At 38.5% G+C, this 26,846-nt stretch carries 21 protein-coding genes; 11 read left to right on the plus strand and 10 right to left on the minus strand.

Features of this window, described 5'->3' with window-relative positions; translation table 11 throughout:
- Positions 1 to 2,325: an ATP-dependent helicase gene (locus HCO57_RS03995; protein ID WP_167987943.1), complete on the minus strand. Its 2,325-nt coding sequence runs from the start codon at positions 2,323 to 2,325 to the stop codon at positions 1 to 3.
- A gap of 127 nt (positions 2,326 to 2,452) precedes the next feature.
- On the opposite strand from HCO57_RS03995, the gene HCO57_RS04000 reads away from it, so the two are divergent.
- The 6 genes from HCO57_RS04000 (at position 2,453) to HCO57_RS04025 (ending at position 7,820) form a co-directional block, all read left to right on the plus strand.
- Positions 2,453 to 2,983, plus strand: a complete 531-nt coding sequence (locus HCO57_RS04000; protein ID WP_245167533.1) for a DsrE family protein — start codon at positions 2,453 to 2,455, stop codon at positions 2,981 to 2,983.
- 10 nt (positions 2,984 to 2,993) lie between these two features.
- Positions 2,994 to 4,271, plus strand: a complete 1,278-nt coding sequence (locus HCO57_RS04005) for an amidohydrolase (RefSeq protein ID WP_167987944.1) — start codon at positions 2,994 to 2,996, stop codon at positions 4,269 to 4,271.
- A gap of 107 nt (positions 4,272 to 4,378) precedes the next feature.
- Positions 4,379 to 5,938 (plus strand): FMN-binding glutamate synthase family protein, encoded by a 1,560-nt coding sequence (locus tag HCO57_RS04010; protein ID WP_167987945.1) that lies wholly within the window; start codon positions 4,379 to 4,381, stop codon positions 5,936 to 5,938.
- A 7-nt stretch (positions 5,939 to 5,945) separates the two neighbouring features.
- Positions 5,946 to 6,713, plus strand: a complete 768-nt coding sequence (locus HCO57_RS04015; protein ID WP_167987946.1) for a hypothetical protein — start codon at positions 5,946 to 5,948, stop codon at positions 6,711 to 6,713.
- 5 nt (positions 6,714 to 6,718) lie between these two features.
- Positions 6,719 to 7,231, plus strand: a complete 513-nt coding sequence (locus HCO57_RS04020; protein WP_167987947.1) for a DinB family protein — start codon at positions 6,719 to 6,721, stop codon at positions 7,229 to 7,231.
- 70 nt (positions 7,232 to 7,301) lie between these two features.
- A complete protein-coding gene (locus HCO57_RS04025; protein WP_136949785.1) occupies positions 7,302 to 7,820 on the plus strand; it encodes a hypothetical protein in 519 nt (172 codons plus the stop codon).
- A gap of 12 nt (positions 7,821 to 7,832) precedes the next feature.
- Here HCO57_RS04025 and HCO57_RS04030 read toward each other — a convergent pair whose 3' ends face one another.
- Both HCO57_RS04030 and HCO57_RS04035 read right to left on the minus strand, forming a co-directional pair.
- The gene (locus HCO57_RS04030) at positions 7,833 to 8,747 is read right to left on the minus strand and encodes a patatin family protein (protein ID WP_167987948.1); all 915 of its coding nucleotides are present in this window, start codon (positions 8,745 to 8,747) and stop codon (positions 7,833 to 7,835) included.
- On the minus strand, positions 8,744 to 10,822 hold the full coding sequence (locus HCO57_RS04035; protein WP_167987949.1) for a M1 family metallopeptidase: 2,079 nt from the start codon (positions 10,820 to 10,822) through the stop codon (positions 8,744 to 8,746). Before HCO57_RS04035 ends, HCO57_RS04030 begins: the two co-directional genes overlap by 4 nt.
- A 47-nt stretch (positions 10,823 to 10,869) precedes the next feature.
- Between HCO57_RS04035 and recG the strand changes: the two genes are divergently transcribed.
- The 5 genes from recG (at position 10,870) to leuB (ending at position 17,765) form a co-directional block, all read left to right on the plus strand.
- Positions 10,870 to 12,975 carry an ATP-dependent DNA helicase RecG gene (gene recG, locus HCO57_RS04040; protein ID WP_167987950.1) on the plus strand — a complete coding sequence of 702 codons (2,106 nt, stop codon included), beginning with the start codon at positions 10,870 to 10,872 and terminating at the stop codon, positions 12,973 to 12,975.
- Positions 12,976 to 13,097: 122 nt separating this feature from the next.
- Complete coding sequence (gene leuC, locus HCO57_RS04045; RefSeq protein ID WP_167987951.1) at positions 13,098 to 14,507, plus strand: 3-isopropylmalate dehydratase large subunit; 1,410 nt, start codon at positions 13,098 to 13,100, stop codon at positions 14,505 to 14,507.
- Positions 14,508 to 14,564: 57 nt separating this feature from the next.
- Entirely contained in the window at positions 14,565 to 15,161 is a 597-nt protein-coding gene (gene leuD, locus HCO57_RS04050; protein WP_167987952.1) for a 3-isopropylmalate dehydratase small subunit, read from the plus strand.
- 9 nt (positions 15,162 to 15,170) lie between these two features.
- Positions 15,171 to 16,685, plus strand: coding sequence for an alpha-isopropylmalate synthase regulatory domain-containing protein (locus HCO57_RS04055; protein WP_167987953.1), 1,515 nt, complete (start codon positions 15,171 to 15,173; stop codon positions 16,683 to 16,685).
- A 24-nt stretch (positions 16,686 to 16,709) separates the two neighbouring features.
- Complete coding sequence (gene leuB / locus HCO57_RS04060) at positions 16,710 to 17,765, plus strand: 3-isopropylmalate dehydrogenase (RefSeq protein WP_167987954.1); 1,056 nt, start codon at positions 16,710 to 16,712, stop codon at positions 17,763 to 17,765.
- Positions 17,766 to 17,836: 71 nt separating this feature from the next.
- Here the strand turns inward: leuB and HCO57_RS04065 are convergent, their stop codons facing one another.
- The 7 genes from HCO57_RS04065 to ilvB all read right to left on the minus strand — a co-directional run bounded on the left by HCO57_RS04065 (position 17,837) and on the right by ilvB (position 26,840).
- A complete protein-coding gene (locus HCO57_RS04065) occupies positions 17,837 to 19,063 on the minus strand; it encodes an MFS transporter (RefSeq protein ID WP_167987955.1) in 1,227 nt (408 codons plus the stop codon).
- Between the two features lie 235 nt (positions 19,064 to 19,298).
- The gene (locus tag HCO57_RS04070; protein ID WP_167987956.1) at positions 19,299 to 20,012 is read right to left on the minus strand and encodes a DUF4197 domain-containing protein; all 714 of its coding nucleotides are present in this window, start codon (positions 20,010 to 20,012) and stop codon (positions 19,299 to 19,301) included.
- A gap of 97 nt (positions 20,013 to 20,109) precedes the next feature.
- A complete protein-coding gene (locus tag HCO57_RS04075; protein ID WP_167987957.1) occupies positions 20,110 to 21,699 on the minus strand; it encodes an NADP-dependent glyceraldehyde-3-phosphate dehydrogenase in 1,590 nt (529 codons plus the stop codon).
- 46 nt (positions 21,700 to 21,745) lie between these two features.
- Positions 21,746 to 23,011, minus strand: coding sequence for a threonine ammonia-lyase (gene ilvA, locus HCO57_RS04080; RefSeq protein ID WP_167987958.1), 1,266 nt, complete (start codon positions 23,009 to 23,011; stop codon positions 21,746 to 21,748).
- 50 nt (positions 23,012 to 23,061) lie between these two features.
- Positions 23,062 to 24,537 (minus strand): ketol-acid reductoisomerase, encoded by a 1,476-nt coding sequence (ilvC, locus tag HCO57_RS04085; protein WP_167987959.1) that lies wholly within the window; start codon positions 24,535 to 24,537, stop codon positions 23,062 to 23,064.
- 26 nt (positions 24,538 to 24,563) lie between these two features.
- Positions 24,564 to 25,094 (minus strand): acetolactate synthase small subunit, encoded by a 531-nt coding sequence (gene ilvN / locus HCO57_RS04090; protein ID WP_010516606.1) that lies wholly within the window; start codon positions 25,092 to 25,094, stop codon positions 24,564 to 24,566.
- 12 nt (positions 25,095 to 25,106) lie between these two features.
- Positions 25,107 to 26,840, minus strand: coding sequence for a biosynthetic-type acetolactate synthase large subunit (gene ilvB / locus HCO57_RS04095; RefSeq protein ID WP_167987960.1), 1,734 nt, complete (start codon positions 26,838 to 26,840; stop codon positions 25,107 to 25,109).
- Between the last annotated feature and the right edge of the window lie 6 nt (positions 26,841 to 26,846).

Consider the following 26,846-nt stretch of genomic DNA (forward strand, 5'->3'; position numbering starts at 1 on the left):
TTATCCTATAACCTCTAACTTGGCAAAACGTAACAGTAGTTTTTTAATATTGCCACTATCAAACTGGATTTCTGCTTTTTTATCGTTGCCAACGCCCTCTATGTTTAGCACCTTACCACGACCAAAGCGAGTATGATTTACCATTGCTCCTTCTATTAGATTTGGGTCTGCGCTGTTAGTACTACTGGCAGACTCACTTAAATTAGGCTTTAATTTACGTAGTTTGCGCAATTGATTAGCATTGGGTCCTTGTACTTTAGGTGGTGTTCCGCTTACTGGTTTTACTTGGCGAAGTTTACTTTTATCTACTTCTCCCCAGATGTTATCGTTAATCAAAGATTTATAACGGTATCCATCATTAACAGGAACTAAACTTTCTATAAATTGCTCGTCTATCTCCTCAATAAAACGACTCGGTTCTGCATCTATTAATTTACCCCAACGGTAACGGTTCTGTGTGTAAGTTAAATAGGCTTGCTTTTCCGCACGGGTAAGAGCTACGTAAAATAACCTTCGCTCCTCCTCCAATTCACTTCGGGTATTCATACTCATTGCAGAAGGAAACAAATCTTCTTCCATGCCTACAATGTAAACATAAGGGAACTCTAATCCTTTAGCTAAGTGTATGGTCATTAACGCTACCCGGTCTTCGTCCTCAGTATCTTTATCCATATCTGTGGCTAAAGCTACATCCTCTAGAAATTCAGTAAGGCTGCCTGTTGCATCTGCTACCTCTTTTTGCCCTTCTACAAAGTCTTTAATACCATTTAAGAGCTCTTCTATATTTTCCATACGGGCAATACCTTCTGGAGTACCATCTTTCTTAAACTCTAAGAGCAATCCTGTTTTTTTGGCCACATGCTCAGCTAAGGCAAAAGCATCTGCTCCCTCATTCATTATCTGGAAGCTCTTAATCATCGTTACAAAATCTGATAATTTTCTTTTGGTGCCCGAATTTATTTTAAGGTTGATGCGGTCCAAATGTTCCATAACCTCAAAAATGGAACGCCCATAATGATTTGCAGCAACGACCAACTTATCTACTGTAGTTTGGCCAATACCCCTTGCAGGAAAATTGATAACACGTTTAAGTGCCTCTTCATCCGCTGGATTAATAACCAAACGTAGATAACCCAAAACATCCTTTATTTCTTTACGTTGGTAAAAAGATAATCCTCCATAAATACGATAGGGAATATCTCGTTTACGCAACGCATCTTCTATAGCTCTAGATTGAGAATTGGTACGGTACAATACTGCAAAATCCCCATTAGGAAGTTGGTGTTGCATTTTATTTTCAAAAATAGAACCTGCCACATAACGGCCTTCCTCTGCATCTGTAGGACTGCGGTGAACAATTATTTGGTTGCCATCCTCATTTGAGGTCCAAACCACTTTCTCTAGCTGATTTTTATTCTTCTCTATAACAGAATTGGCGGCCTTTACAATGTTACCCGTAGAACGGTAGTTTTGCTCCAAGCGGTACACTTTTGCATCTGTATAATCCCTTTGAAAATTTAATATGTTACTAATATTCGCTCCTCGAAAAGAATATATACTCTGGGCATCGTCCCCAACAACACAAATGTTTTGAAAACGGTCTGCCAACGCTTTTACGATAAGGTATTGTGAGTGATTGGTATCTTGGTACTCATCTACCAAAATATATTGAAATCGCTCTTGGTATTTTTTAAGTACTTCTGGAAAACGATTTAATAATTCATTAGTACGCAACAATAAATCATCAAAATCCATAGCACCCGCCTTAAAACAACGGTCCACATAATTCTGATATATCTCTCCAAGCCTAGGTCTTTTTGCCATGGCATCTGCCTCCATAAGCTCTGGATTATTAAAATAAGCCTTAACTGTGATTAAGCTATTTTTAAAGGACGATATTCTATTTTGTACCTGTTTATATTTGTAAATATCCTTGTCTAATCCCATTTCTTTAATAATGGATGCAATTAAACGCTGAGAATCTTGAGTATCGTAAATGGTAAAATTGCTGGGGTACCCCAACTTATCTCCATCAAACCGAAGTAATTTTGCAAAAACAGAGTGAAACGTTCCCATCCAAAGATTTTTGGTTTCTGCACTACCAACGATGGTGGCAATTCTATGTTTCATCTCTCGCGCCGCCTTATTGGTGAAAGTCAACGCCAAAATATTAAAAGAATCTACTCCTTGTTCCATCAAATGGGCAATCCTAAAGGTTAATACCCTTGTTTTACCAGAACCTGCTCCTGCAATTACCATTAATGGTCCTTCTTTTTGTAATACAGGACCACGTTGGGCATCATTCAACTCATCAATATAAGACATGGATGGTACTTTACATTAAACCAAACGTGAAATTAGCCATTCTAGCACTTTTACTAAAATCTTGCATTTAATAGTTTTAAACATTCCTGTTATTCTCACTTTTTTAAATACCTTAGAAGGCATGAAAATGAAGCTCTTCTACCTTTTTGCTCTATTATTTGGGATGATGCTTTCTGCACAAGAGAAAGCTACTGGTCCTATTATTTCTGAATTCGGTGCTGTTTACAAAATTTCCAATCCTGATTTTAAAACAAATGTAGAATCTGAATTTAAAGTCGTTTTTGATGTATTTTCTAGCCCTGAAGACCCGAGCGCTTTAAACCGAAGTCTAGAAACGGCAGCTCGCTTTTTAAACATGCACGGGCAAGCTGGTGTTCCTCAAGAGCAATTGCATGTTGCACTAGTGGTTCATGGCAAAGCTGCTCTGGATGTATTGATTTCTACGGCATATAGAAAAAGGTACGCTGTAGATAATCCTAACGAACCTTTAATTCATGACTTACTATCAAATAAGGTAAGCGTCATTCTCTGCGGACAATCTGCTAAAGGAAGAGACATTGAGAAAAGCGAATTAATTCCTGGTGTACAACTTGCTTTATCTGCAATGACGGCCTTAATACAATTACAAAACCAAGGATACCAACTTATAAAATTTTAATACTAACACTATGAAAAAACTATGCTTTTCTTTAGCAGGACTATTTACCATCCTGTGTTATGGTCAAGGTCCTAACCTTGATAAAGATTATGAAAAAATTGAATCTAAAGTAATAGAATGGCGCCATGATATTCACCAAAATCCAGAGTTAAGTAATCGGGAATTTAAAACGGCAGAAAAAATTGCGAAGCACCTTAAAAGTTTGGGGATAGCTGTACAAACAGGGGTTGCTCATACGGGTGTAGTTGGTGTACTTAAGGGTAATAATCCTGGGAAAGTTGTAGCACTAAGAGCAGATATAGACGCACTGCCTGTAACAGAACGTAATGATTTGCCTTTTAAATCAGAGGTTACTTCTGAGTTTTTAGGAGAACAAGTTGGTGTTATGCATGCTTGTGGTCATGATACGCATACTGCAATTTTAATGGGTGTGGCAGAGGTTTTAGCCAATAACAAAGATAAAATTAACGGCACGGTTAAATTCATCTTTCAACCTGCAGAAGAAGGACCACCACCAGGAGAAGAGGGCGGTGCTCTACTCATGGTAAAAGAAGGCGTGTTAAAAAGTCCAGATGTAGATGCTATTTTTGGATTGCACATCAATTCTGAAACTCCCGTAGGTGTGATACGCTATAAAGCCGGCGGAACAATGGCTGCAGCGCAAAGTTTCACTATTAAAGTGAAGGGAAAACAAAGTCATGGTTCCCAACCGTGGAGCGGTGTAGACCCTATTTTAATTAGTGCTAAAATCATAGATGGATTGCAAACCATTATTAGTAGAGAGTCTGAGCTAACTAATGAGGCGGCCGTAATTACCGTAGGTAAAATAAAAAGTGGGGTTCGTTTTAATATTATTCCAGAAAGCGCAGAGATGATTGGTACCATTAGAACACTAGATTATGGCATGAAAGACCATATTAATAAACGTATGAAAGAAATGGTAGCTACTATTGCTAAAGCATACGGTGGTGAGGCTACTTGCGAAATAAAAGACGCAACTGACATAACCTATAATGACCCAAAGTTGGTAGACCAAATGCTACCGACACTTAACCGAGTTGCAGGTTCTGATAATGTACAATTACAAAAGGCAATTACTGGGGCAGAAGATTTCTCTTATTTTCAGAGAGAGGTTCCAGGATTCTTTTTCTTTTTAGGCGGAATGACACCAGGTACTAAAGAATCTTTTCCGCATCACACCCCAGATTTTTTAATAGATGATGCGGGTATGCAATTAGGCGTTAAAGCGATGACAGAATTAACGCTAGACTATCTTAGTGCAAAGTAATTAACAAGGTTTATACTAAAGTCCAAATTAGTTTTTCAACGACTGATTTGGGCTTTTTTATGTCTATTTCTAAAAGTTTACCATTTTTGTAATGTAAACCGATATAAATGGAATCCGTATTACAAACGCTTGGGGCCTTACCATGGTGGGCCTACATTTTACTCTTTTTAGCATTATTAGCTTTTCGGGATATTTTCTTGCAAAGAGCACACACCATAACCCACAACTTCCCCATTGTTGGGCACTTACGCTATTGGTTAGAGAGTATTGGCCCAGAAATGAGGCAATACTTTGTAGCCAACAATAGAGAAGAACTCCCTTTTAATCGTATAGAACGGGGATGGATTTACGCATCGGCTAAAAAAGAAAATAATTACGAAGGGTTTGGTACGGATAGAGATATTTATGCGCATCAACACATATTTGTAAAAAATGCTATGATTGGTTACCAATTACCATCTAACCACATCAACCAAAAAGACCCTTATTTTCTACCCTGCGCTAAGGTTATAGGCGCTTATAATAAGAGAAAAAAGCCGTTTAGACCTGCATCTGTAATCAACGTATCTGCCATGAGTTTTGGTTCACTATCTGCGGCCGCTGTAGAAAGCATGAATCATGGTGTGCGGTTGTCTGGTGCTTATCATAATACCGGAGAAGGCGGCTTATCCCCTTATCACAAAAAAGGAGGTGATGTTGTATTTCATTTTGGAACGGGTTATTTTGGTGTGCGTACCCCAGATGGCAACTTTTCATTAGAAAAAATGAAACAGTTAGTAGAAAAAAATCCTTCTATTAAAGCTATCGAAATAAAACTATCTCAAGGAGCTAAACCAGGAAAAGGCGGTGTATTGCCTGGAGCAAAAATTACTAAGGAAATTGCAGAAATTCGCCATGTAGAAATGGGCAAAGATGTATTATCGCCAGCCACCCATAAAGCGTTCCGTAATATTCCAGAATTACTTCAACTTATAGAATCGATAGCAGAAGCCACAGGATTACCGGTGGGCATTAAAGGGGCCATTGGTAAGCTAGACCAATGGCAAGAATTGGCAGATTTAATGAAAGAAACAGGTAAAGGACCAGATTTTATCACAGTAGATGGTGGTGAAGGCGGCACTGGTGCTGCTCCACCGAGCTTTGCAGACCATGTTTCCTTACCATGGACTTATGGCTTTAGTAGTCTCTATCGCTTATTTCTAGAACGTGGCCTTACTGAGCGAATTGTTTTTATTGGCAGTGGTAAATTAGGGTTTCCTGCTAAAGCTGCTATGGCTTTTGCCATGGGCGTAGATGTTATAAATGTTGCAAGAGAAGCTATGATGAGTATTGGTTGTATACAAGCACAAATTTGCCATACCAATCGCTGTCCGGCAGGTGTAGCCACCCAAAGTAAGTGGCTTCAATCTGGTATAAATGTGCCATTAAAGTCAGAAAGATTGGCACAATACTTTAAAAGTTTTAGAAAAGAATTTTTAGAAATTACTCACGCTGCTGGTTATGAACATCCTTGTCAATTTACCATGGAAGATATACAGGTTAATGTAGATGATGATTACCTTAGCAGCGATTTAAAATCGGTTTACGGTTATCAAAAAACAGCGGTGCCGTTCACCTCTTTAAATGAATTTTATAATTGCATCCACTTAGGTGGAAAATATCAATAAACAGCTTATGACAAAAATTTTTACCCTAGCCACTGCCCTATTCCTCATTGGGACTTCAGTCAATGCTCAAAAAAAGAGTGAACTCATTACAAAAGTTTCTGAATTGGAGAAAGAAATTGTTTCTTTAAATGATTCCCTCTCAAGAGTTAATCGTACAATGAATACTGCCATTTCTAAATCGGAATTACTAGAAAAAGAAAATACCGAATTAAAAGATGCAAATACGACGCTCTTAGGGAATTTGACCAATTTCTCTAAAATTTCTAAAAAAAATACAGAAACTGTTAATAATGCTCTTGCAACCCTTTCTGCTAAGGAAAAACAAATGCGGATTATCACAGATACTTTTAGCAGCAATGATTCTACAGCTATAGCCATACTTACACAAGCCAAGCAAACTTTAGGTCCAGAGGCTACCGTTGGTATTGCCGGAGGAGATATTGTTATAAGTAACAGTTTACCTACTCTTTTTGGTTCAGATAGCGGTAGCGCATTAACTGCTACTGGTAAGGATTGGGTAACTAGAATTGCAGAAATTATTAAGAAAAATCCATCTAGAACGGTAGCAATAGAAGGGTTAAATATTACGGGGGAGTTTGACCTGACCTATAAACAAATACAAGCCGTTGCAAACGGCCTTATTGCCATAGAAGGCATAGGTGCGGAAAAGCTACAATTATTAGCAAAAGATGGCAACTTTTCTGAGGGGGTACAAATACGTTTAGCGCCAGATTACAAGGGGTTTTATACCACCATGAAATCAGAATTTAAATAATACTAATGCCACAAGAAGAATATTGGTTGTCTGGCCCTGTGCCAGACATTCCTGTTTTAGCACAACCTGCTGCTCATGCCTTGTTGCAAACCCAAAGGGAATTAAAGGAAATTCTGCTAGATTTCCCAAAGGATAAACTTTGGAAAAAGATTGGTGAGAGAGCTTCTGTAGGTTTCCATGCCCAACACTTAACGGGTGTTTTGGATAGATTATTAACCTATGCACAAGAAAAATCACTTACAGAAGAACAATTTCTTTATTTAAAATCGGAAGGTGAAGCTAATGAAAAATACAGCCCAGAAGTACTAGTAGAAAATTTTGAACAAAAAGTTACAGAGGCATTGGCTTATTTTAAAACATTGACTGAAGCTCATTTTACTGCGCCAAGATTTGTAGGAAGAAAACGATTAGCAACCAACGTACTAGGGTTAATATTTCATGCGGCAGAACATAGTCAACGGCATCTAGGGCAATTGCTAGTAACTGCCAGTATTCTGATAGAAAAACCAGAATTATAGTCTTCTTTGCATACTTTTTAATTTTGGTTTGCGTTCTAGATTGCAAATAACCAAAAGACAATAAAAGATTATGAGTACAGAGAATATCCTTCAACTATTTGGCTTTTTATTACCTGCAGTGGTAACTGGAGTTGTAGCGTTTTATTTTTTTAAAATGCATACTAAGAATGAAGACGGCCGCAGAAGGTATTTACTACATAAGGATTCTCTTAAAGAAACATTACCTATACGCCTACAGGCTTACGAGCGCATGGCTCTATTTTTAGAGCGTATTGCCATTAATAATTTAATTGTACGTGTTGCGCCTATTGGTCAAGATAAAAATAACTATGAAAACCTACTCATCAAACAAATTGAAAATGAGTTTGAACATAATCTTTCTCAGCAAATATATATGACAGATGAATGCTGGAATGTGATTAAGACTGCAAAAAATGCTACCATACAAGCTATCCGTTCTGCAGCCATGAGCTCATCTGAGACCGCAGACAAGTTAAGAGAAGATATTCTTAATAAGACAATGGAAAAGTCGTCTCCTTCTGTAACAGCACTTGCTTTTGTTAAAAAAGAAATTTCCGAACTCTGGTAACACTGCGCTTAACTATTCCTGCAAGTCTGGTTCAATAGGCATGCTTTCCTCATTCTTATTTTTAGCATAGAGAAAGCCCTTTTTCCACCATAAGGTCATTTTTTCCTTATCAAAAATTAGTGAATTAGTAGTTAGCACCGTTGGAGTGTAGTAGAGATTGATAATGGCATCGTTTTGGCTTGCTACCAATTTACCTATACGTATATTCTGATTTTCTATTCGGTCTAAAACAAAAGAAAACATACTGGTAAGTACTTCAAACGCATTTCTAGATGGCATTCTATTGTAATTGCTTACTTCTGTACGCAGAACAATAACATCTATCTCTGTAGCTCCTCTTTTAATAGCTTCTTCTATGGGTACCAATGTTCCCAAGCCCCCATCTGCATATTCACAACCATTCTTACGCACCAAACTCATAAAAGGCGTGTAGTTAGAAGAAATCCAAATCCAGTCACAAAACTCATCGTAATTAAAATCGTTGACCGATTTGTATTCTACCTGATTTAAGGAAAGGTTAGATACCGTAACTACAACATTTTTTGGACCGTTTTTTAAAGCTTCAAATTCTTCTCTGGTAATACTATTTCTAATTAGTTTTCTTAAGTTCTCACTCTCTCCAAAGGTCTTTTTGCCACGCATCCAGTTTTTAAAAATGTTCCAGTGGTTCATACCAATAATATCCGAGCCATATTTTTTACGCACCACAAAAGGGCAATTGCTAAAAATACTGTCTTGATTTACGTTGGAATAGATATTTCGAATCTTATCAATCTTATTTAAGGCCAAATGACTAATCAATAAACTACCGGTAGAAGTACCGACAAAAATATCGTACTCCCGTTTATCGTTCTGTATTAAATATTGCGCCACACCACCGGCAAAAGCACCTTTGCTTCCACCACCAGATATTACCAATGCCCTCATTCTGTCAATAATTTAGAAATTAGCTCTTTTTCAGTCTCAGTTAAGCTAGGTCGTAAATCTTCTAGCCTTGCTACCATATTTGGCAAACTTACTAAATGTTGTAGTTGCCTTTTGGCAAATAAACGAAACTGCCAAGAATGATGCTGTGTTGCTTGCACCAAATTATGTAAACTACTATCACTAAGAGCTTGTATCTGATTTAAGTTGCGGAATGCATTAATGCGGACCTCAAAATTATATTCTGGCGCAGTAAAAGCGTTTAACTCCTCATAATACTGCTTTTTAACGGACGAATTATATTGCTCTGTGACCAAAGCTAGGGTTAGCCAAAGTATACGTAAACTCTTATTGGGCAAACCCTCTACAGTAGACAGACTATTCAAGTATAATGACCCACGTTCCGGAAATTGCTGCCAAAGTGCTAGTAAAGCATATTCTTGGGTTAGGTAGCTATCATCTTTTAACAAGGTTTCAAAATCAGTTTGCAATTGAGCAGGTATCTGTTCTAGATTGGCTATAATAGCTTGCCTAACGAGCAACTCCCCTTCCATTAAAAATTTCTGCAGCGTTGGTGTATCTAACTGGTTAACATAGCGTTTTATAAATTCCTTTTTAAATCCTATGGGAGCTTTACTATCATAGAAGTTTGTTACGTTTTCTTTGGTAATTACGGTAGAACTTTCAATAGTTGTGGCTAATTCTTCTAACCTTTTAATAGAGGGTTCTTTCTTTTTTAAATATGCTAGTGCAGAAGCTTTAGGAAATTCAGATGCTACCAACCATTTTTTTCTAAATTCCTCTAAATCTTTACCAGAGGCTTTTTTCATCACGGCTAAAAAATCCGCCACAGTTGCATTTTTAAAACTATATGCTAATAAATACGTTTGTATGCCTTTTTTAAAAGCTTCGTCTCCCACCAAGTCTTTTAATAGTACCAATGCCCAAGCGCCTTTCTCATAAAAAGTTAGGCTGCTAGCCTTAGGGTCTAATAAAGATTCGCCATTACCTTTCTCTGATTCAGCAATTAAGTTTTGAGCGGTTTCATACAACTTCCAATAGTAGTAATCGTCCCCAAACACCTCCTTTTCAGCTAAATAAGCATAATAGGTAGCAAAACCTTCTTGCAACCAATGATGCGCTCCGCTTACTTCTGTAACTAGGTTGCCAAACCATTGGTGCGCCAACTCGTGTGCATTTACATTTACATAGTTTTTATCTACAAATCCTTTTTCATCTATCATGTATTGGTCAGAAAACAGTGTACAGCTGGTATTTTCCATCCCTCCATACATAAAATCGTGCACGGGTACTTGTTTGTAATTTTGCCATGGGTACGGAACGCCAATTTCTTGCTCCAAAAAATTAAAGAGTTCTGTGGTGTACTTGTAGGTAGGTGCTACCCTACTACTATCTTTTGGATTGTAATACAAGGAAATGGGAACGCGCGTACTTGATTCTCTGGTTTCTTTTTTAAAATCACCAATGGCAAAGGCTACTAGATAACTGCTCATAGGGTGCTCCATGTTCCAACTCCAGGTTTGTTTGTCCTCACCACTTGTTTTTGCATTAAGCTCCCCGTTGGCGATTACGGCTAAGTGTTTTGGTGCGGTAATAGACAAGTCAAATTCCACTTTTTCTGTCATATCATCAAAACTGGGTAGCCAATGTCTCGTATATTTTCCCTGCCCTTGGGTCCAAATTTGTTCATTGCCTACCATGACATCATCCCACCCAAAAAAATATACCGTTTGTTTTGGTCTTGCCAGATAATCAATATACAAGCAATATTCTCCCGGCTTTTTAGGCGATTTAAACCCCAGTTTCTTACCCGTATTTACGTATTCAATGGTGGTGCCATTCAATCTAAAATTAATTATATCGATATTCTCCGCATCCAAAAAAATACTGTCAACCTTACGTTGTACCAAAAACGTATACTCAACGCTACCTTGTACCGTTTTTTCTATACCATTTGGTTCAATTGCAACAGCAGCATGGATAAAATCAACGGCTTGTTGTTTTTGTGCAAAACCACTTAAACACCAACAAAACAGTAAAAGTGAAAAGAATCTCATAAATTGGCTAAATCAAAAGCTAGACCAATTTAGCTATTTTTAATCGGATGAAACCCAACTTGCTTTACACACCCTTGGTTTACCTAAAAGGTGTTGGCCCTAACCGTGCCGAGACCTTAAAAAGTGAGCTAGGCCTTGAAACGTATGGCGATTTACTGCAATTTTATCCCAATCGGTATCTAGATAAAACACAATATTATAAAATCTCGCAGTTGCACAATAGCGGAGCAGATGTACAAATAGTGGGTAAGATTGTGCATCTAAAAACCGTGGAACAAAAACGGGGAAAACGCTTAGTAGCTACATATGTAGACGAAACGGGACAAATGGAATTGGTTTGGTTTAGAGGTCACAAATGGATAAAAGAGAACATAAAAATGAATACCCCTTACGTGGTTTTTGGTAAGGTAAATCGTTTTGGGAGTACCTTTTCCATGCCACATCCAGAAATGGAATTACTTAAAGACCACCAAGCTGGACTTAAAATAAGTATGCAACCCATTTATCCGTCTACGGAAAAACTTACCAATAAAGGCATTACCAACAAGGTAGTAAGTAAAATGGTGCAACAATTGTTCATGGAAACCAAGGCCAATTTTTCAGAAACTTTGAGCCAAGGGTTACTCAACGAATTGAATTTATTACCAAGACCGGAATCTTTACTTAATATTCATTTCCCAAAAAGTCAAGATTTATTGGCCAAAGCACAGTTTCGATTGAAATTTGAGGAGTTATTTTACGTACAACTGCAATTACTATCTAAAAAGGCAGTGCGAAAACGCAAGATAAAGGGGATGCCTTTTACCGCCGTAGGCGAAAAATTCAATGAATTTTATGCCAATTACCTACCATTTGAGCTTACCAATGCCCAAAAACGGGTAATAAAGGAGATTCGTAATGATATGGGCAGTAGTGCACAAATGAACCGTTTATTGCAAGGCGATGTTGGTTCTGGTAAAACTATTGTTGCCTTAATGTGTATGCTTTTGGCCATAGATAACAGCTACCAAGCCTGCCTAATGGCACCAACCGAGATTTTGGCACAGCAGCATTACAACGGATTAAAAGAATTATTGCATAAAACCGACATAAAAATTGCCTTATTAACCGGTTCAACCAAAAAGGCAGAACGTACATTTTTGCACAACCAATTAGAAAATGGCAATCTTAACATCTTGGTTGGTACCCATGCCGTTTTAGAAGATAAAGTACAGTTTAAAAATCTAGGGTTAGCCATCATAGATGAACAACATCGTTTTGGGGTTGCCCAACGTTCTAAACTGTGGCAGAAAAACACCATTCCTCCTCACATTTTAGTTATGACCGCCACTCCAATTCCAAGAACCTTGGCCATGAGTTTGTATGGCGATTTGGATATTTCCGTAATAGATGAACTGCCGCCTGGCCGTAAACCTATTAAAACCGTGCATCGTTTTGATGCCAACCGATTAAAAGTTTTCCGTTTTATAAAAGACGAAATAGAAAAAGGTAGACAAATTTATGTGGTTTATCCACTGATTCAAGAAAGCGAAGCCCTAGATTATAAGGACCTAATGGATGGTTATGAGAGTATTGCACGGGAGTTTCCTTCTCCCAAATACCAAATCTCCATTGTTCACGGACAAATGAAGCCGCAAGACAAGGATTATGAAATGGACCGCTTTGTTAAGGGCGAAACACAAATTATGGTAGCTACCACCGTAATAGAAGTGGGCGTAAACGTACCCAATGCGTCCGTTATGATTATTGAGAGTGCAGAAAAATTTGGATTATCCCAGTTACACCAGCTCCGTGGGCGTGTAGGAAGGGGTGCCGAGCAGAGTTTTTGTATTCTAATGACGAGCCATAAACTATCTGAAGATGCTAAAACACGCCTAGAAACCATGTGTAGAACCAATGATGGATTTGAAATTGCCGAAGTTGACCTAAAATTACGCGGACCAGGTGATTTAATGGGTACACAACAAAGCGGAATGTTAAATCTTAAAATTGCTGATATTGTTAAAGATAATCCTATTCTAAAATTGGCACGTTACCATGCTATCCAATTGCTAAAGAACGACCCAAAATTAGAACAACCAGACCATCATGTAATTAGAAATACCTATACGCAACTAGTTAAGGGTAAAGGACTTTGGGGCTACATTAGTTAAACTGACCCAACTGTAACAATAGCCAACTTTTCTGTTGAACATCGTAATTTCATGACCTACCCTACCCTGTTGAAACAATGCTATTGCTTAGATTTGAAAGCTAAATTTGTAATTACAGAGACATGGGTAAAACGCTTTTTGATAAAGTTTGGGATTCACACGTTGTTAAGAATATAGAAAACGGTCCGGACGTCCTATTTATAGACCGCCATTTGGTACATGAGGTAACAAGTCCGGTAGCCTTTTTGGGTCTTAAAAACAGAAATATTCCTGTTTTGTATTCAAATAGGACTTTTGCAACGGCAGACCACAATACCCCTACTATAAACCAACACTTACCAGTAAAAGACGAATTATCTGCAAATCAACTAAAAGCATTAGAGAAAAATGCAGGTGAACATGGTATTCCTTACTGGGGCCTTGGACATGAAAAAAACGGAATTGTACACGTAATAGGTCCAGAAAACGGAATTACCGTTCCTGGTGCCACTATCGTGTGTGGAGATTCCCATACTTCTACTCACGGTGCTTTTGGTGCCATTGCCTTTGGTATTGGAACATCAGAAGTAGAAATGGTATTGGCCAGCCAATGTATAATGCAGCCAAAGCCTAAAAAAATGCGAATTAATATTGAGGGCGAATTAAGCACGGCGGTTACGCCAAAAGACGTTGCCCTATTTATTATATCTAAACTTACCACTTCTGGCGCTACAGGCTATTTTGTAGAATACGCTGGTAGCGTTTTTAGAGAAATGAGTATGGAAGGCCGTATGACGGTTTGTAACTTAAGTATAGAAATGGGTGCCCGTGGTGGAATGATTGCCCCAGACGAAAAAACATTTGAATATGTTAAAGGAAGAGAGTTTGCACCAAAAGGCGCAGACTGGGATAAAGCCATGGCTTATTGGGAAACCTTATATACTGAAGATGACGCTACGTTTGACAAGGAATTAACTTTTGCGGCCAGCGAAATAGAACCTATGATTACCTACGGTACCAATCCAGGTATGGGCTTTGGCATTAGCAACTCTATCCCAACGGCGGAACAAATAGACGGAGCTAAAGCAACCTTTGCTAAGTCATTGGCCTACATGGAGTTCAACGAGGGCGATACTATGATTGGTAAACCAATAGATTTTGTGTTCTTAGGAAGTTGCACCAACGGGCGAATAGAGGATTTTAGAGCTTTTGCTTCTATAATTAAAGGAAGAAAGAAGGCAGATAATGTAACGGCTTGGCTAGTTCCTGGTTCTCATAAGGTAGAAGCTGCCATTAAAGAAGAAGGAATTTTAGACATTTTACAAGAAGCTGGTTTTGAATTGCGAGAGCCTGGTTGCTCTGCTTGTTTAGCTATGAATGATGACAAGGTGCCTGCAGGCAAATATGCGGTAAGTACCAGTAACCGAAACTTTGAAGGCAGACAAGGTCCTGGCTCTAGAACACTTTTGGCAAGCCCGCTAGTGGCAGCAGCAGCAGCGGTAACGGGCAAGGTAACAGACCCAAGGGAATTAATGCAATTGCAAGAAGCATAATCAATCTAAAATCTAAACATTTCTGCTCTAGCGGAAATCAAAATAAAGCATACGACTATGGCATACGATAAATTTGAAGTTTTAACGAGTACCGCAGTACCTTTACCTATAGAAAACGTAGATACAGACCAGATTATTCCTGCTCGTTTCTTAAAAGCAACAGAACGTAAAGGATTTGGAGACAACCTTTTCCGTGATTGGAGATACAACAATGACGGAACTCCCAAAGAAAGTTTTGTACTTAATAACGCCCAATACGGCGGTAAAATTCTTGTAGGTGGTAAAAACTTTGGTTCTGGTTCCTCTAGAGAACATGCTGCTTGGGCAGTATACGATTATGGATTTAGATGTGTAGTATCTAGTTTCTTTGCAGACATTTTTAGAAACAATTGTTTAAATGTTGGCGTATTACCGGTACAAGTGAGTCCAGAATTTTTAGAAAAGATTTTTAGGGCGATTGAAAAGAACCCACACACAGAACTAAAGGTAGATTTACCTTCACAAAGCATTACGCTTTCAGAAACCGGAGAATCAGAATCTTTTGATATCAACGAATACAAAAAAGGGAACCTTTTAAATGGCTTTGATGATATAGATTACCTATTAAATTTAAAAGAAGACATCAAGGAATTCGCTAGTTCTAGACCTATTTAACAACATTCCATGGCGAGAACCATAGAAATAATGGATACCACCCTAAGGGATGGTGAACAAACCTCTGGAGTGTCTTTTACTGCCTCAGAAAAGCTCACTTTGGCCAAACTATTGCTAGAAGAACTAAAGGTAGACCGTATAGAAATTGCTTCGGCACGTGTTTCCGAAGGGGAATTTCAAGCAGTTAAGAACATTACATCTTGGGCCGCAGAGGCCAATTGCATAGATAAGGTAGAGGTTTTAACCTTTGTTGATGGTGGCAATTCCATAGATTGGATGCTTAAAGCTGGTGCAAGGGTGCAAAACCTGCTTACTAAGGGTTCTCTTAATCATTTAACCCATCAACTTAGAAAAACACCCGAGGAACATTTTAAAGCTATTGAGGAAACCATTGTACAAGCTAAAGCAAACGGTATTGCCACTAATGTTTACTTAGAAGATTGGAGCAATGGCATGCGTAATTCTCAAGATTATGTATTTCAATTTCTAGACTTTTTAACCCAACAACCTATTCAAAGGGTGTTGTTACCAGATACCTTAGGCGTGCTTACACCAAAAGAAACGCATCAGTATATTTCTAAAATAGTAGCGCGTTATCCTAACTCACATTTTGATTTTCATGGTCATAACGACTATGATTTAAGTGTAAGCAATGTCATGGAAGCTCTAGAGGCCGGTTGTCATGGATTACACCTTACCGTGAATGGTATGGGAGAACGTGCCGGTAATGCACCGCTAGCCAGTACCATTGCGGTAATCAATGATTTTTTACCAGAAATTGACACCAGAGTACAGGAATCTAGCTTATACAAAGTAAGTAAATTGGTTTCTACGTTTACAGGATTTGGCATCCCAGCCAACAAACCTATAGTAGGCGAGAATGTTTTTACCCAAACTGCTGGTATACATGCGGATGGAGATAATAAAAACAACCTTTACTTTAATGATTTGTTGCCAGAACGTTTTGGTAGAAAAAGGCAGTATGCCTTAGGAAAAACCTCTGGGAAAGCTAATATTTTAAAGAATTTACAAGAGCTAGGACTTACCCTTAATGAAGATGAGGTTAAAAAGGTTACCGAAAGGATAATAGAGCTGGGCGATAAGAAGGAAAAAGTTACCAAAGAAGACTTACCCTACATTATTTCTGATGTATTGGACAGTAGTGCCTTTCAACAAAAGGTCTTTATAAAATCCTATGTTCTAACACATGCTAAAGGATTAAAACCTTCTGCTACCCTATCCATAGAGATTGAAGGGAAAATTTTTGAAGAAAATGCACAAGGCGATGGACAGTTTGATGCCTTCATCACTGCCTTGAAAAAAATATACAAGCAAATTGACCGTGAGCTTCCAAAGCTGATAGATTATGCCGTACGTATACCACCAGGCAGTAATTCTGATGCTCTTTGTGAAACCATGATAACATGGAAGACCAAGAAGCAGGATTTTGTGACAACGGGCTTGGATTCTGACCAAACGGTATCTGCAATCAAGGCCACGGAAAAAATGTTGAACTTAATTTGATAACCACACTTAGATACTACATACATGAAATTAAATATTGCCTTATTGGCAGGAGACGGAATTGGACCAGAAGTTATAGATCAAGCGGTTAAAGTAAGTGATGCCGTAGCCCAAAAATTTGGGCACGATATTACTTGGAAGCCTGCACTTACTGGTGCAGCTGCCATTGACGCCGTGGGAGAGCCTTATCCGGACGAGACACATGAAGTTTGTGCTAATGCAGATGCTGTCCTATTTGGCGCAATAGGCGACCCACGTTTTGACAATGACCCTTCTGCAAAAGTAAGACCAGAACAAGGCCTATTAAAAATGCGTAAAAAACTGGGGTTGTTCGCCAATGTACGTCCAACTTTCACTTTTCCTTCTTTAATAGATAAATCACCTTTAAAAAGAGACCGTATAGAAGGAACTGATTTAATAATCCTTAGAGAACTAACTGGTGGAGTATACTTTGGTGAAAGAGGTAGACTAAATGATGGTGACACCGCTTTTGACACCATGACCTATCATCGTTTTGAAATTGAGCGCTTGGCTAAAAAGGGTTTTGAAATGGCTTTAAAACGTGGAAAAAGATTGTGCTGCGTGGATAAAGCAAACGTTTTAGAGGCTTCTCGTCTTTGGAGAGAAACCGTACAAGCCATGGAAAAAGATTACCCAGAAGTAGAGGTAACTTATGAATTTGTAGATGCCGTAGCCATGCGTTTAATACAATGGCCCAAAGGATATGATGTAATAATTACCGCTAACCTGTTTGGAGATATTTTAACCGATGAGGCTTCTGTAATCTCTGGCTCTATGGGACTAATGCCTTCCTCTTCTGTTGGGAGTGAAGTTTCTTTATATGAACCTATACACGGCTCGTATCCACAAGCTGCGGGTAAAGACATCGCTAATCCGTTAGCAACGGTATTATCTGCCGCAATGCTTTTTGAAGATAAAGGGCTTTCTGACGAAGCGCAAGCTATCCGCGATGTAGTAAACAAATCTTTAGCAGAAGGTATCGTAACAGAAGATTTAGCTGAAGGTGGTAAGGCCTACAAAACTTCGGAGGTTGGGGATTGGTTGGCCAAAAACATTTAAGCCATTACTTATAATAACAAAAAAAGGCCTGAACTAAGCATTCAGGCCTTTTTTTATTTCTTTAAAATACATTAGCGACAAGAGGCTAACTGTTTTTTTTGTTTCTCGGCTTTTACTTTTTGCTTTCTATAGACCATAATACCAACAGCAATTAGAACACCTAAACCAGCCAAAATAGCACCTACCACACTGGCTGCCGTTACGCTAAATCCAAAAACTAATGGTAGTCCGGCTAAATATGCACCAGAAGCATTACCTATATTAAATGCACTTTGATTCATTGAAGCACCAATTTTCTCAGCTCCTTTTGCGCTATTGATAATTGCCATTTGCAAGGGCGCGGCAACCGTAAAGGTGATTAATCCAATAGAAAAGGCTAAAACCAATACTACTATGGCATTAAATGCAAAAAAGGAATTAATTAATAAAACCAGGCTCATTGCGGTTAAACTTATTATCACCGATTTTAAAGGCTTATATACCTCTGCCATTCTAGCGCCAATAAAATTACCTAAAACCATTCCTGCACCAGCAATTACCATAGCATAGCTTACCACGTACTCTGGTAAATTGGCCACATCCGTTATCAAAGGAGCAATATAACTGTACCATGCAAAAAAACCACCTGTACCTATGGCCGTTAAAGCAATTATCGCCCATAGCTCACCATTTTTGAATACTGGTACATTAGCCTTAGGCTGCTCTTTTTCATCGGACTGCTGTTTTACCTCACCATCAATTTTAGGCATCCAGAAAAAGATGCTCAAAAAAGTTAATATACCAACAATACCCACTAGGAAAAAAGAGATGCTCCAACTATAGGTTTGTCCTAGATAGGTACCTAATGGAACACCTATCAAATTCGCAACGGTTAAGCCCGAAAACATTATGGCGATAGCTTGGGCCGCCTTTCCTTCTTTTGCTAAAGTAGTGGCAACTATAGAGCCAATTCCAAAAAATGTACCGTGTGGTAAGCCGGATAAAAAGCGCATGCTCAACATGGTATAGTAATTAGGAGAAAAGGCAGACAAAGTATTGAAAACCGTAAACCAAACCATTAATAGCAATAACATTTTTCTAGAAGGCAATTTATCGCCCATAGAAGCTAATAATGGTGCGCCTACTACAACACCTAAAGCATAAGCCGCTATAAAATGCCCTGCCTCTGGAATACTAACTTGTAAACCATTTGCTACCTCTGGTAAAATACCCATGATAACAAACTCGGTTAAGCCTATTCCAAAACCACCTAAAGCTAATGCTAACAATGGTTTTGTTGTATTGATATTCTGTTTCATAGAATATATTTTAATTCTTTGTTTTTTATCATATTATCTACTGTGCAAATTTCCAAATTTTGTTCCTGTTGAGATGATAGTAAATTGTTACTTTTATATGCTATATTAACATGTGTTGCCTTAATTTGTATAATATATTGTTAATAAAGTGTAAATTTTAGATGCTAAAGACGAATAGATATAACAAAAAAGTCCGGCTATAAAGCCAGACTTTAATCTCTTAAACAAGTATATTTTATTGTAGTGCAAATACTTTCTGCAATAACGCGGTAGTTCTAGAAGATACAGAATTTCTAATTTCTTTTTCTTTGTCGCCTACTTTTACAAACAAACCGTCTATTGCCTGATTGGTTACGTACTCTGTCAAATTTGGATTTACCGGTTTTACCAATGGAACGGTATTGTATTTCTGAATAATAGTTGCCCAAATATCATTTGCCCCTACTTTATCTAAAGAAACGGAAATTTTTGGTTCAAAAGCAGCAGCCAATTTAGTAGCGGTACTACCCTCTAAGTATTCAGTAGCAGCCAAATCATTGGATGATGTCAAAATGGTTTTAGCATCGGCAAAAGTAAAATCCTTAATGGCCTGGACAAAAATTGGTTTTGCTTCGCTTACTGCATCTTCTGCGGCCCTATTCAATACCTTCAATCCTTCATCTGCTAAGTTAGATAGACCTATTTTACGCAGTGTTGCGTCTACCTTCTGTAGTTCTTCTGGCAATAAAATTTTGACCGCTTCATCTTTGAAATAACCATCTTCCTTATTCAAGATATTTACCCCTTCTACCACACCAAACTCAAGTGCTTGTTTTAAACCGCCAATGATTTCTTCTTGGGTTACCGGACCACCTGTGGTTGGCAAATTATTTACTACTTGTTGCAATTCTGCACAGCTGCCAAAAGTGAGCAACACCGCTAATACTATTGTAATTTTAGATATTTTCATAGTTACTATTTTTAAAGTATTCCAAAAGTATAACAATCCACAAAAAAAGCCCTTGTTGAAACAAGGGCCGCACAGTTTTAATTCTAGTTAATTGCAATTATAATATGTAATCCGTACTTAAAAAGTTGCTTACCTTAGCCTCCAATAGTTGCTCTACTGTTTCATTGTTCACCTCATTGTCTTTAAAGGCAACAAATGTTCTAATACTAAAAGAACGTAAAGCATCGTGCACGCTCAAAGTTGCTTGCGCAGAGTCTTTTCTCCCTGTAAACGGGTACACGTCTGGTCCGCGTTGGCAAGAACTGTTTAGGTTTACCCTACAAACCAAGTTGGCCAAAGTATCAATTAAAGGCGATAAGGTATAAACGTCTTTACCAAATAGACTCACTTGTTGTCCGTAATTAGATTCTGCCATATCATCTAAAGGTTCAGAAATATCCTTGAAAGACAACACGGGTACTACTGGTCCAAATTGCTCTTCTTGGTACACACGCATATCTTTTGTTACGGGATACAATACCGCTGGCCAAATGTAATTATCAAAACGCTGCCCGCCTTTTTCGTTCATAATCTTAGCACCTTTTGCTAAGGCGTCATCAATCAATTCTTGAATATAATCTGGTTTTCCAGGTTCTGGTAGCGGCGTGAGCTTAACGCCTTCTTCCCATGGATTACCAAATTTTAGAGCATCGATAGCCTTAGTATATTTCTCAAAAAAATCGTCTTTCACCTCTTCGTGAACATAAACCACTTTAAGAGCGGTACACCGTTGCCCGTTAAATGAGGTTGTCCCAGCAATAACTTCGTTCACCGTTAAATCCATATTTGCATCCGGTAGCACTATGGCCGGATTTTTAGCTTCGAGTCCTAAAACTAATCTTAGCCTATTGCTTTTTGGATGTTGCTCTTGCAATGCATTGGCCGATTTACTATTACCAATTAAAGCCAAAACGTCTACTTTTCCTGTTTGCATAATTGGCGCAGCAACTGCCCTACCCCTACCAAAAAGAATATTGACCACGCCTTTAGGAAAACTACTTTGAAACGCCTCTAATAAAGGTGCTATTAACAAAACCCCATGTTTTGCAGGCTTAAAAATAGTAGTGTTACCCATGATTATCGCGGGAATTAATAGCGCAAACGTCTCGTTTAAAGGATAATTGTAAGGGCCCAAGCACAATACAACTCCCAAAGGTCCACGGCGTATGTGCGCATAAACACCATCATGCTTTTGAAATTTAGCCGAGTCTCTATCTAACTGCTTGTAATCTTCTATTGTATCGTAAATGTATTCAACGGTGCGATCAAATTCTTTGTAAGAATCGGGCTTAGACTTCCCTATTTCCCACATTAAAAGTTTAACTACCTCTTCTCTTTTGGCCTCCATCTTTTTTACAAAGGTTTCCATACACTCAATACGGTCCTTTACTTTCATGGTAGGCCACAAGCCCTGACCTTGATCATACGCTTTTAAAGCTGCATCTAATGCATCTAGAGCCTCTTTTTCTCCCATATCTGGGATACTTCCTAAAATGGTAGGTTGGTAATCTTCTGTACTAGAAATAGTGGAAATAACTTCTGTTGTAGCGCCATTCCACGCTCTAAGTTCACCATTGACTAAATAATGTCTTTGGTGTTTTTGTTCTTTTATTTGAAATTCTTCAGGAATTTGTGGTGTTGTTGTCATGCTAAGTGTTCTTGTATTTAATCCCTTTTTTAAGTTAGATTTAAGTTTAAATCAAGTATTGAAACAAATCTGGCTTGTCATTTAAATAGTCGCCAAAAAAGTTATTTTTTTTCATACGTTTAATCAGTGGCTCCAAGTCTAAAGGCGACTGCAACTCTATACCCACAACGGCCGGTGCATCTTCCCTACTAGACTTTTTAGAGTATTCAAAATGGGTTATATCATCTGTAGGCCCTAAAATATCTGCCACAAATTGTTTTAATGCCCCAGGTCTTTGCGGAAAACGAACAATAAAATAATGCTTTACCTTACCATATAATAGCGCTCGTTCTTTAATTTCTGCAGTTCTAGTAATATCATTGTTACTACCACTAACAATACAGACCACATTTTTACCCTTTAACCGCTCGCTAAATTGACCCAATGCCGCAATAGTTAACGCACCAGCAGGTTCTACCACTATAGCATCCCTGTTGTACAAGTCTAAAATGGTCTGGCAAACCAAACCTTCTGGCACTGTAACCATCTGACTTAAATGCTGTTTACAGATATTAAAATTAAGTGTTCCTACGCGCTTTACCGCAGCGCCATCTATAAATTTATCAATTTCTTCAAGTACTGTTACATTACCCAACTCCATAGATTTTTTCATGGAAGGAGCACCTTCTGGTTCTACTCCGATTATCTGGGTGTTGGGAGACAACTCTTTAAAAACTGAACAGATACCAGACACCAAACCACCACCACCAACAGGTACAAAAACATAATCTATAGGCACTTTAGTTTGGTTGAGCAGTTCTAGACCAACAGTAGCTTGTCCTTCTATAATCTTTGGGTCGTCAAATGGGTGCACAAACGTTTTACCTTGCTCATCACATTCTTTTTGGGCTGCCAGATAGGCATCATCAAAAGTATCACCGCTTAAAACTACGGTAACCCAATCGCCACCAAACATTTTGGTTTGGTCTATCTTTTGTTTTGGGGTTACCACTGGCATGTAAATGGTTCCTTTAACCCCAAGATGGCTACAAGCAAACGCTACACCCTGTGCATGATTACCCGCACTGGCACAAACCACTCCATTTTCCAATGTTTCTTTGGAAAGTGAATGAATTTTATTGAAAGCACCACGAATTTTGTAGCTACGTACCCGTTGTAAGTCTTCGCGTTTTAACAATACATTAGCCCCAAGTGCTTTGCTTAGCCGTATACTTTCTTGCAAAGGTGTTTCTTCTGCGATACTACTTATGGTAATCGCAGCCTGCTGTATTGCACTTATTTTGGGAACATACGTATTACTTTCTTCTTTCATTCAAAAAAAGATATAAAAAAAGGCAGGTTTTAAACCTGCCTTGTATTGTTTTAAGCTATCGGTTTCATTGCGGTCATTGAGGCTCGTAAACGCGCTCCTACTACTTCTACCGGGTGTTCTCTTAAGGCTTTGTTTACAGCAATTAATCGTTGGTTATCCACACCATTTCCTTGGCCCGCTGCAAACGGCTTGCCAATTACGTCTGTGTCTACGGTTTTCATAAAATCCGCTAACAAAGGTTTACAAGCATGATCAAACAAATAACAACCGTATTCTGCCGTATCAGAGATTACACGATTCATTTCAAATAACTTTTTACGTGCAATAGTATTCGCAATAAGTGGTGTTTCGTGTAACGATTCATAATAAGCAGATTCTGCAATAATTCCGGATTCAGTCATGGTTTCAAATGCCAATTCCACACCAGATTTTACAAACGCCACCATTAACACGCCATTATCGTAAAATTCCTGCTCAGTTATTTCAACGTCACCTGCGGGAGTTTTTTCAAAATTAGTTTCGCCTGTCTCTGCTCTCCACATTAATAGGTTTTTATCATCATTAGCCCAATCTTCCATCATTGTTTTGGAGAAATGACCGCTCATAATATCATCCATATGCTTTTGGAACAATGGACGCATAATTTCTTTTAACTCTTCTGCCAAGTCAAAAGCTTTTATTTTAGCAGGATTAGACAGACGGTCCATCATGTTGGTAATACCACCTTGCTTAAGACCTTCTGTGATCGTTTCCCAACCATACTGTATCAATTTTGAGGCATAACCCGCATCTATGCCTTTAGCTACCATTAAATCGAAGCTTAGGATAGAACCTGTTTGCAACAAACCACATAGAATAGTTTGCTCACCCATTAAATCTGACTTTACCTCTGCAACAAAAGAAGACTCTAACACACCTGCTCTATCGCCGCCCGTTGCAGCTGCATAAGCTTTAGCCTGTTCTAACCCTTTACCTTCTGGGTCGTTTTCAGGATGTACCGCAATTAGTGTTGGCACACCAAAACCTCTTTTGTATTCTTCCCTAACCTCTGATCCTGGAGACTTAGGTGCCACCATGATTACCGTTAAATCTTCACGTACCTGCATGCCTTCTTCTACAATGTTAAAGCCGTGAGAATAAGACAAGGTTGCGCCTTTCTTCATCAAAGGCATTACCGCATTTACTACGTTAGTATGCTGCTTGTCTGGCGTAAGGTTAATGACTACATCTGCAATAGGAATCAATTCTTCATAAGTACCACAAACAAAGTTGTTTTCTGTAGCATTTTTATACGATTGTCTTTGTTCTTTAATGGCTGCATCCCTTAAGGCGTAAGATACATCTAAACCAGAATCTCTCATGTTAAGACCTTGATTTAAACCTTGGGCTCCACAACCAACAATTACAATTTTCTTTCCTTTTAGTGCAGATACACCATTCGCAAATTCATGAGTGTCCATAAATCGGCATTTACCCAATTGCGTTAATTGGTCACGAAGCGATAGTGTATTAAAATAATTTGTCATTTTATACGTGTTTATTGGTATTACTTTTAGTTATTCAATTGAAATTCTTCTAATAAATTGGAAATTGGCATGGTTTCCTTAGAAACGGAAATACGTCCTGAACGCACGAATTGTAAAATACCGAACGGTTCAAAAGCATCGTGCATTTCATCAATCTCATTTCTTCTACCTGTTTTGGCCAATACAAAAAAGTCTCTTGCTACCGTAACAATGGTAGCATTATGCTCTTTAATTATATTCTGAATTTGACGCTCATCAAACAACAAATCAGAATCTATTTTAAAGATGGCAGATTCCTGATAAATTATTTCATCGTCTGTATGATAAAAGGCTTTTATAACTTCTATCTGCTTTTCTATTTGTTGTACAATTTTACGTGTCCAATCTTCTGTAGTAAATACAACGATAGTGAATTTAGAAACATTCTCAATTTCTGATTTAGAAACATTTAAGCTCTCTATATTAATGTGTCTCTTTAAGAATATTCCTGATATTCTATTTAACAATCCAACACTATTTTCTGAATATACCGAAATGGTAAACCATTGATTTTCCATAGGATTCTTTTCTTATTTTAAACGAATATCAGATACGGATGCACCAGAAGGAATCATAGGAAAAACATTATCCTCTTGTTCTACCACAACCTCCAAGAAATACGGCCCATCATGTTCCATCATTTCCTTGATACCCGCTTCTAAATCTTTTCTTTCTTCTATTCGGTTCGATTTAATGTGATACCCTTCCGCTATTTTCACGAAGTCAGGATTAGTCATTACCGTAGAAGCATATCGCTTGTCAAAAAACAATTCTTGCCATTGACGCACCATTCCTAGGTGATTGTTATTAAGTACCACAATTTTAACGCCCACATTATGCTGAAAAATGACACCCAATTCTTGAATGGTCATTTGGTAACCGCCATCACCAATAATTGCTACCACAGAACGCTCTGGAGCCCCCATTTTAGCACCTATGGCTGCTGGTAGCGCAAAACCCATAGTACCCAAACCACCAGAAGTGATGTTGCTTTTACTTTGACGGAATTTGGCATAGCGACAGCCTATCATTTGGTGTTGCCCCACATCAGTAACCACAACCGCTTTTTGGTCCGAAGCTATATTAATACCTTCTATCACCTCTCCCATGGTTAGACCAGGTTTGGTAGGATGAATATCGTTCTTAATTACCGCTTCAAATTCTTCTTGATATTTTTTATCAAACTCCGCTTTCCAAGCCTCGTGTGAGTTCTCTTTTACCTTTGGTAATAACAATTTTAAGGACGCTTTACAATCTCCTAAAACCGCTACATCTGCCTTAACATTTTTATTGATTTCTGCTGGGTCTATCTCAAAATGGATAACCTTAGCTTGTTTGGCATAGGTATCTAAGCTACCCGTAACCCGGTCATCAAAACGCATCCCAATAGCAACTAACAAATCGCACTCATTAGTTAACACATTAGGACCGTAATTACCGTGCATACCCACCATACCTACGTTAAGCGGATGTTCAGTGTCCATTGCGGAAAGTCCCATGATAGTCCAGGCTGCAGGAATGCCCGCTTTTTCTACCAATCGTTTTAATTCTTCTTCTGCCTCTCCAAGAATTACGCCCTGCCCAAAAACTATCATTGGCTTTTTAGCCGAATTGATAAGTTCTGCCGCGGCAGAAATGGCATTTTCGTCTGGCTCACTTACAGGTGTATAGCTACGTACGCCAGTACATTTTTCATACGTAAAATCAATTTCATCAAACTGAGCATTCTTAGTAATATCTACTAATACAGGTCCTGGTCTACCAGAACGTGCTATATAAAATGCCTTTGCCAAAATTTCTGGAATCTCAGACGCCTTGGTAATTTGATAGTTCCACTTGGTAACAGGTGTAGAAATACCAACAATATCCGTTTCTTGAAAAGCATCAGAACCCAATAAATGCCTGGGCACCTGGCCCGTAATACAAACCATTGGTGTTGAATCTATTTGTGCATCTGCTAACCCGGTGACCAAATTGGTTGCCCCTGGTCCCGAAGTAGCCATTGCCACCCCTACTTTACCACTTACTCTTGCATACCCTTGTGCCGCATGCGTAGCACCTTGTTCGTGGCGTGTAAGAATATGGGTGAGTTTATCTTGGAACTTGTATAACTCGTCATACACGGGCATTATAGCCCCTCCTGGATACCCATAAATTAAATCTACACCTTCTGCCAGCAAACAATGAATTATAGCCTCTGCACCTGTAACTCTCATGCTTTTTTGTTTTGCTGATTTATCTTCTGTTGCTTTTAATGTTTCCATAAACCT

The organism is Croceivirga sp. JEA036 (assembly GCF_011882165.1).
GTDB lineage: Bacteria > Bacteroidota > Bacteroidia > Flavobacteriales > Flavobacteriaceae > Croceivirga.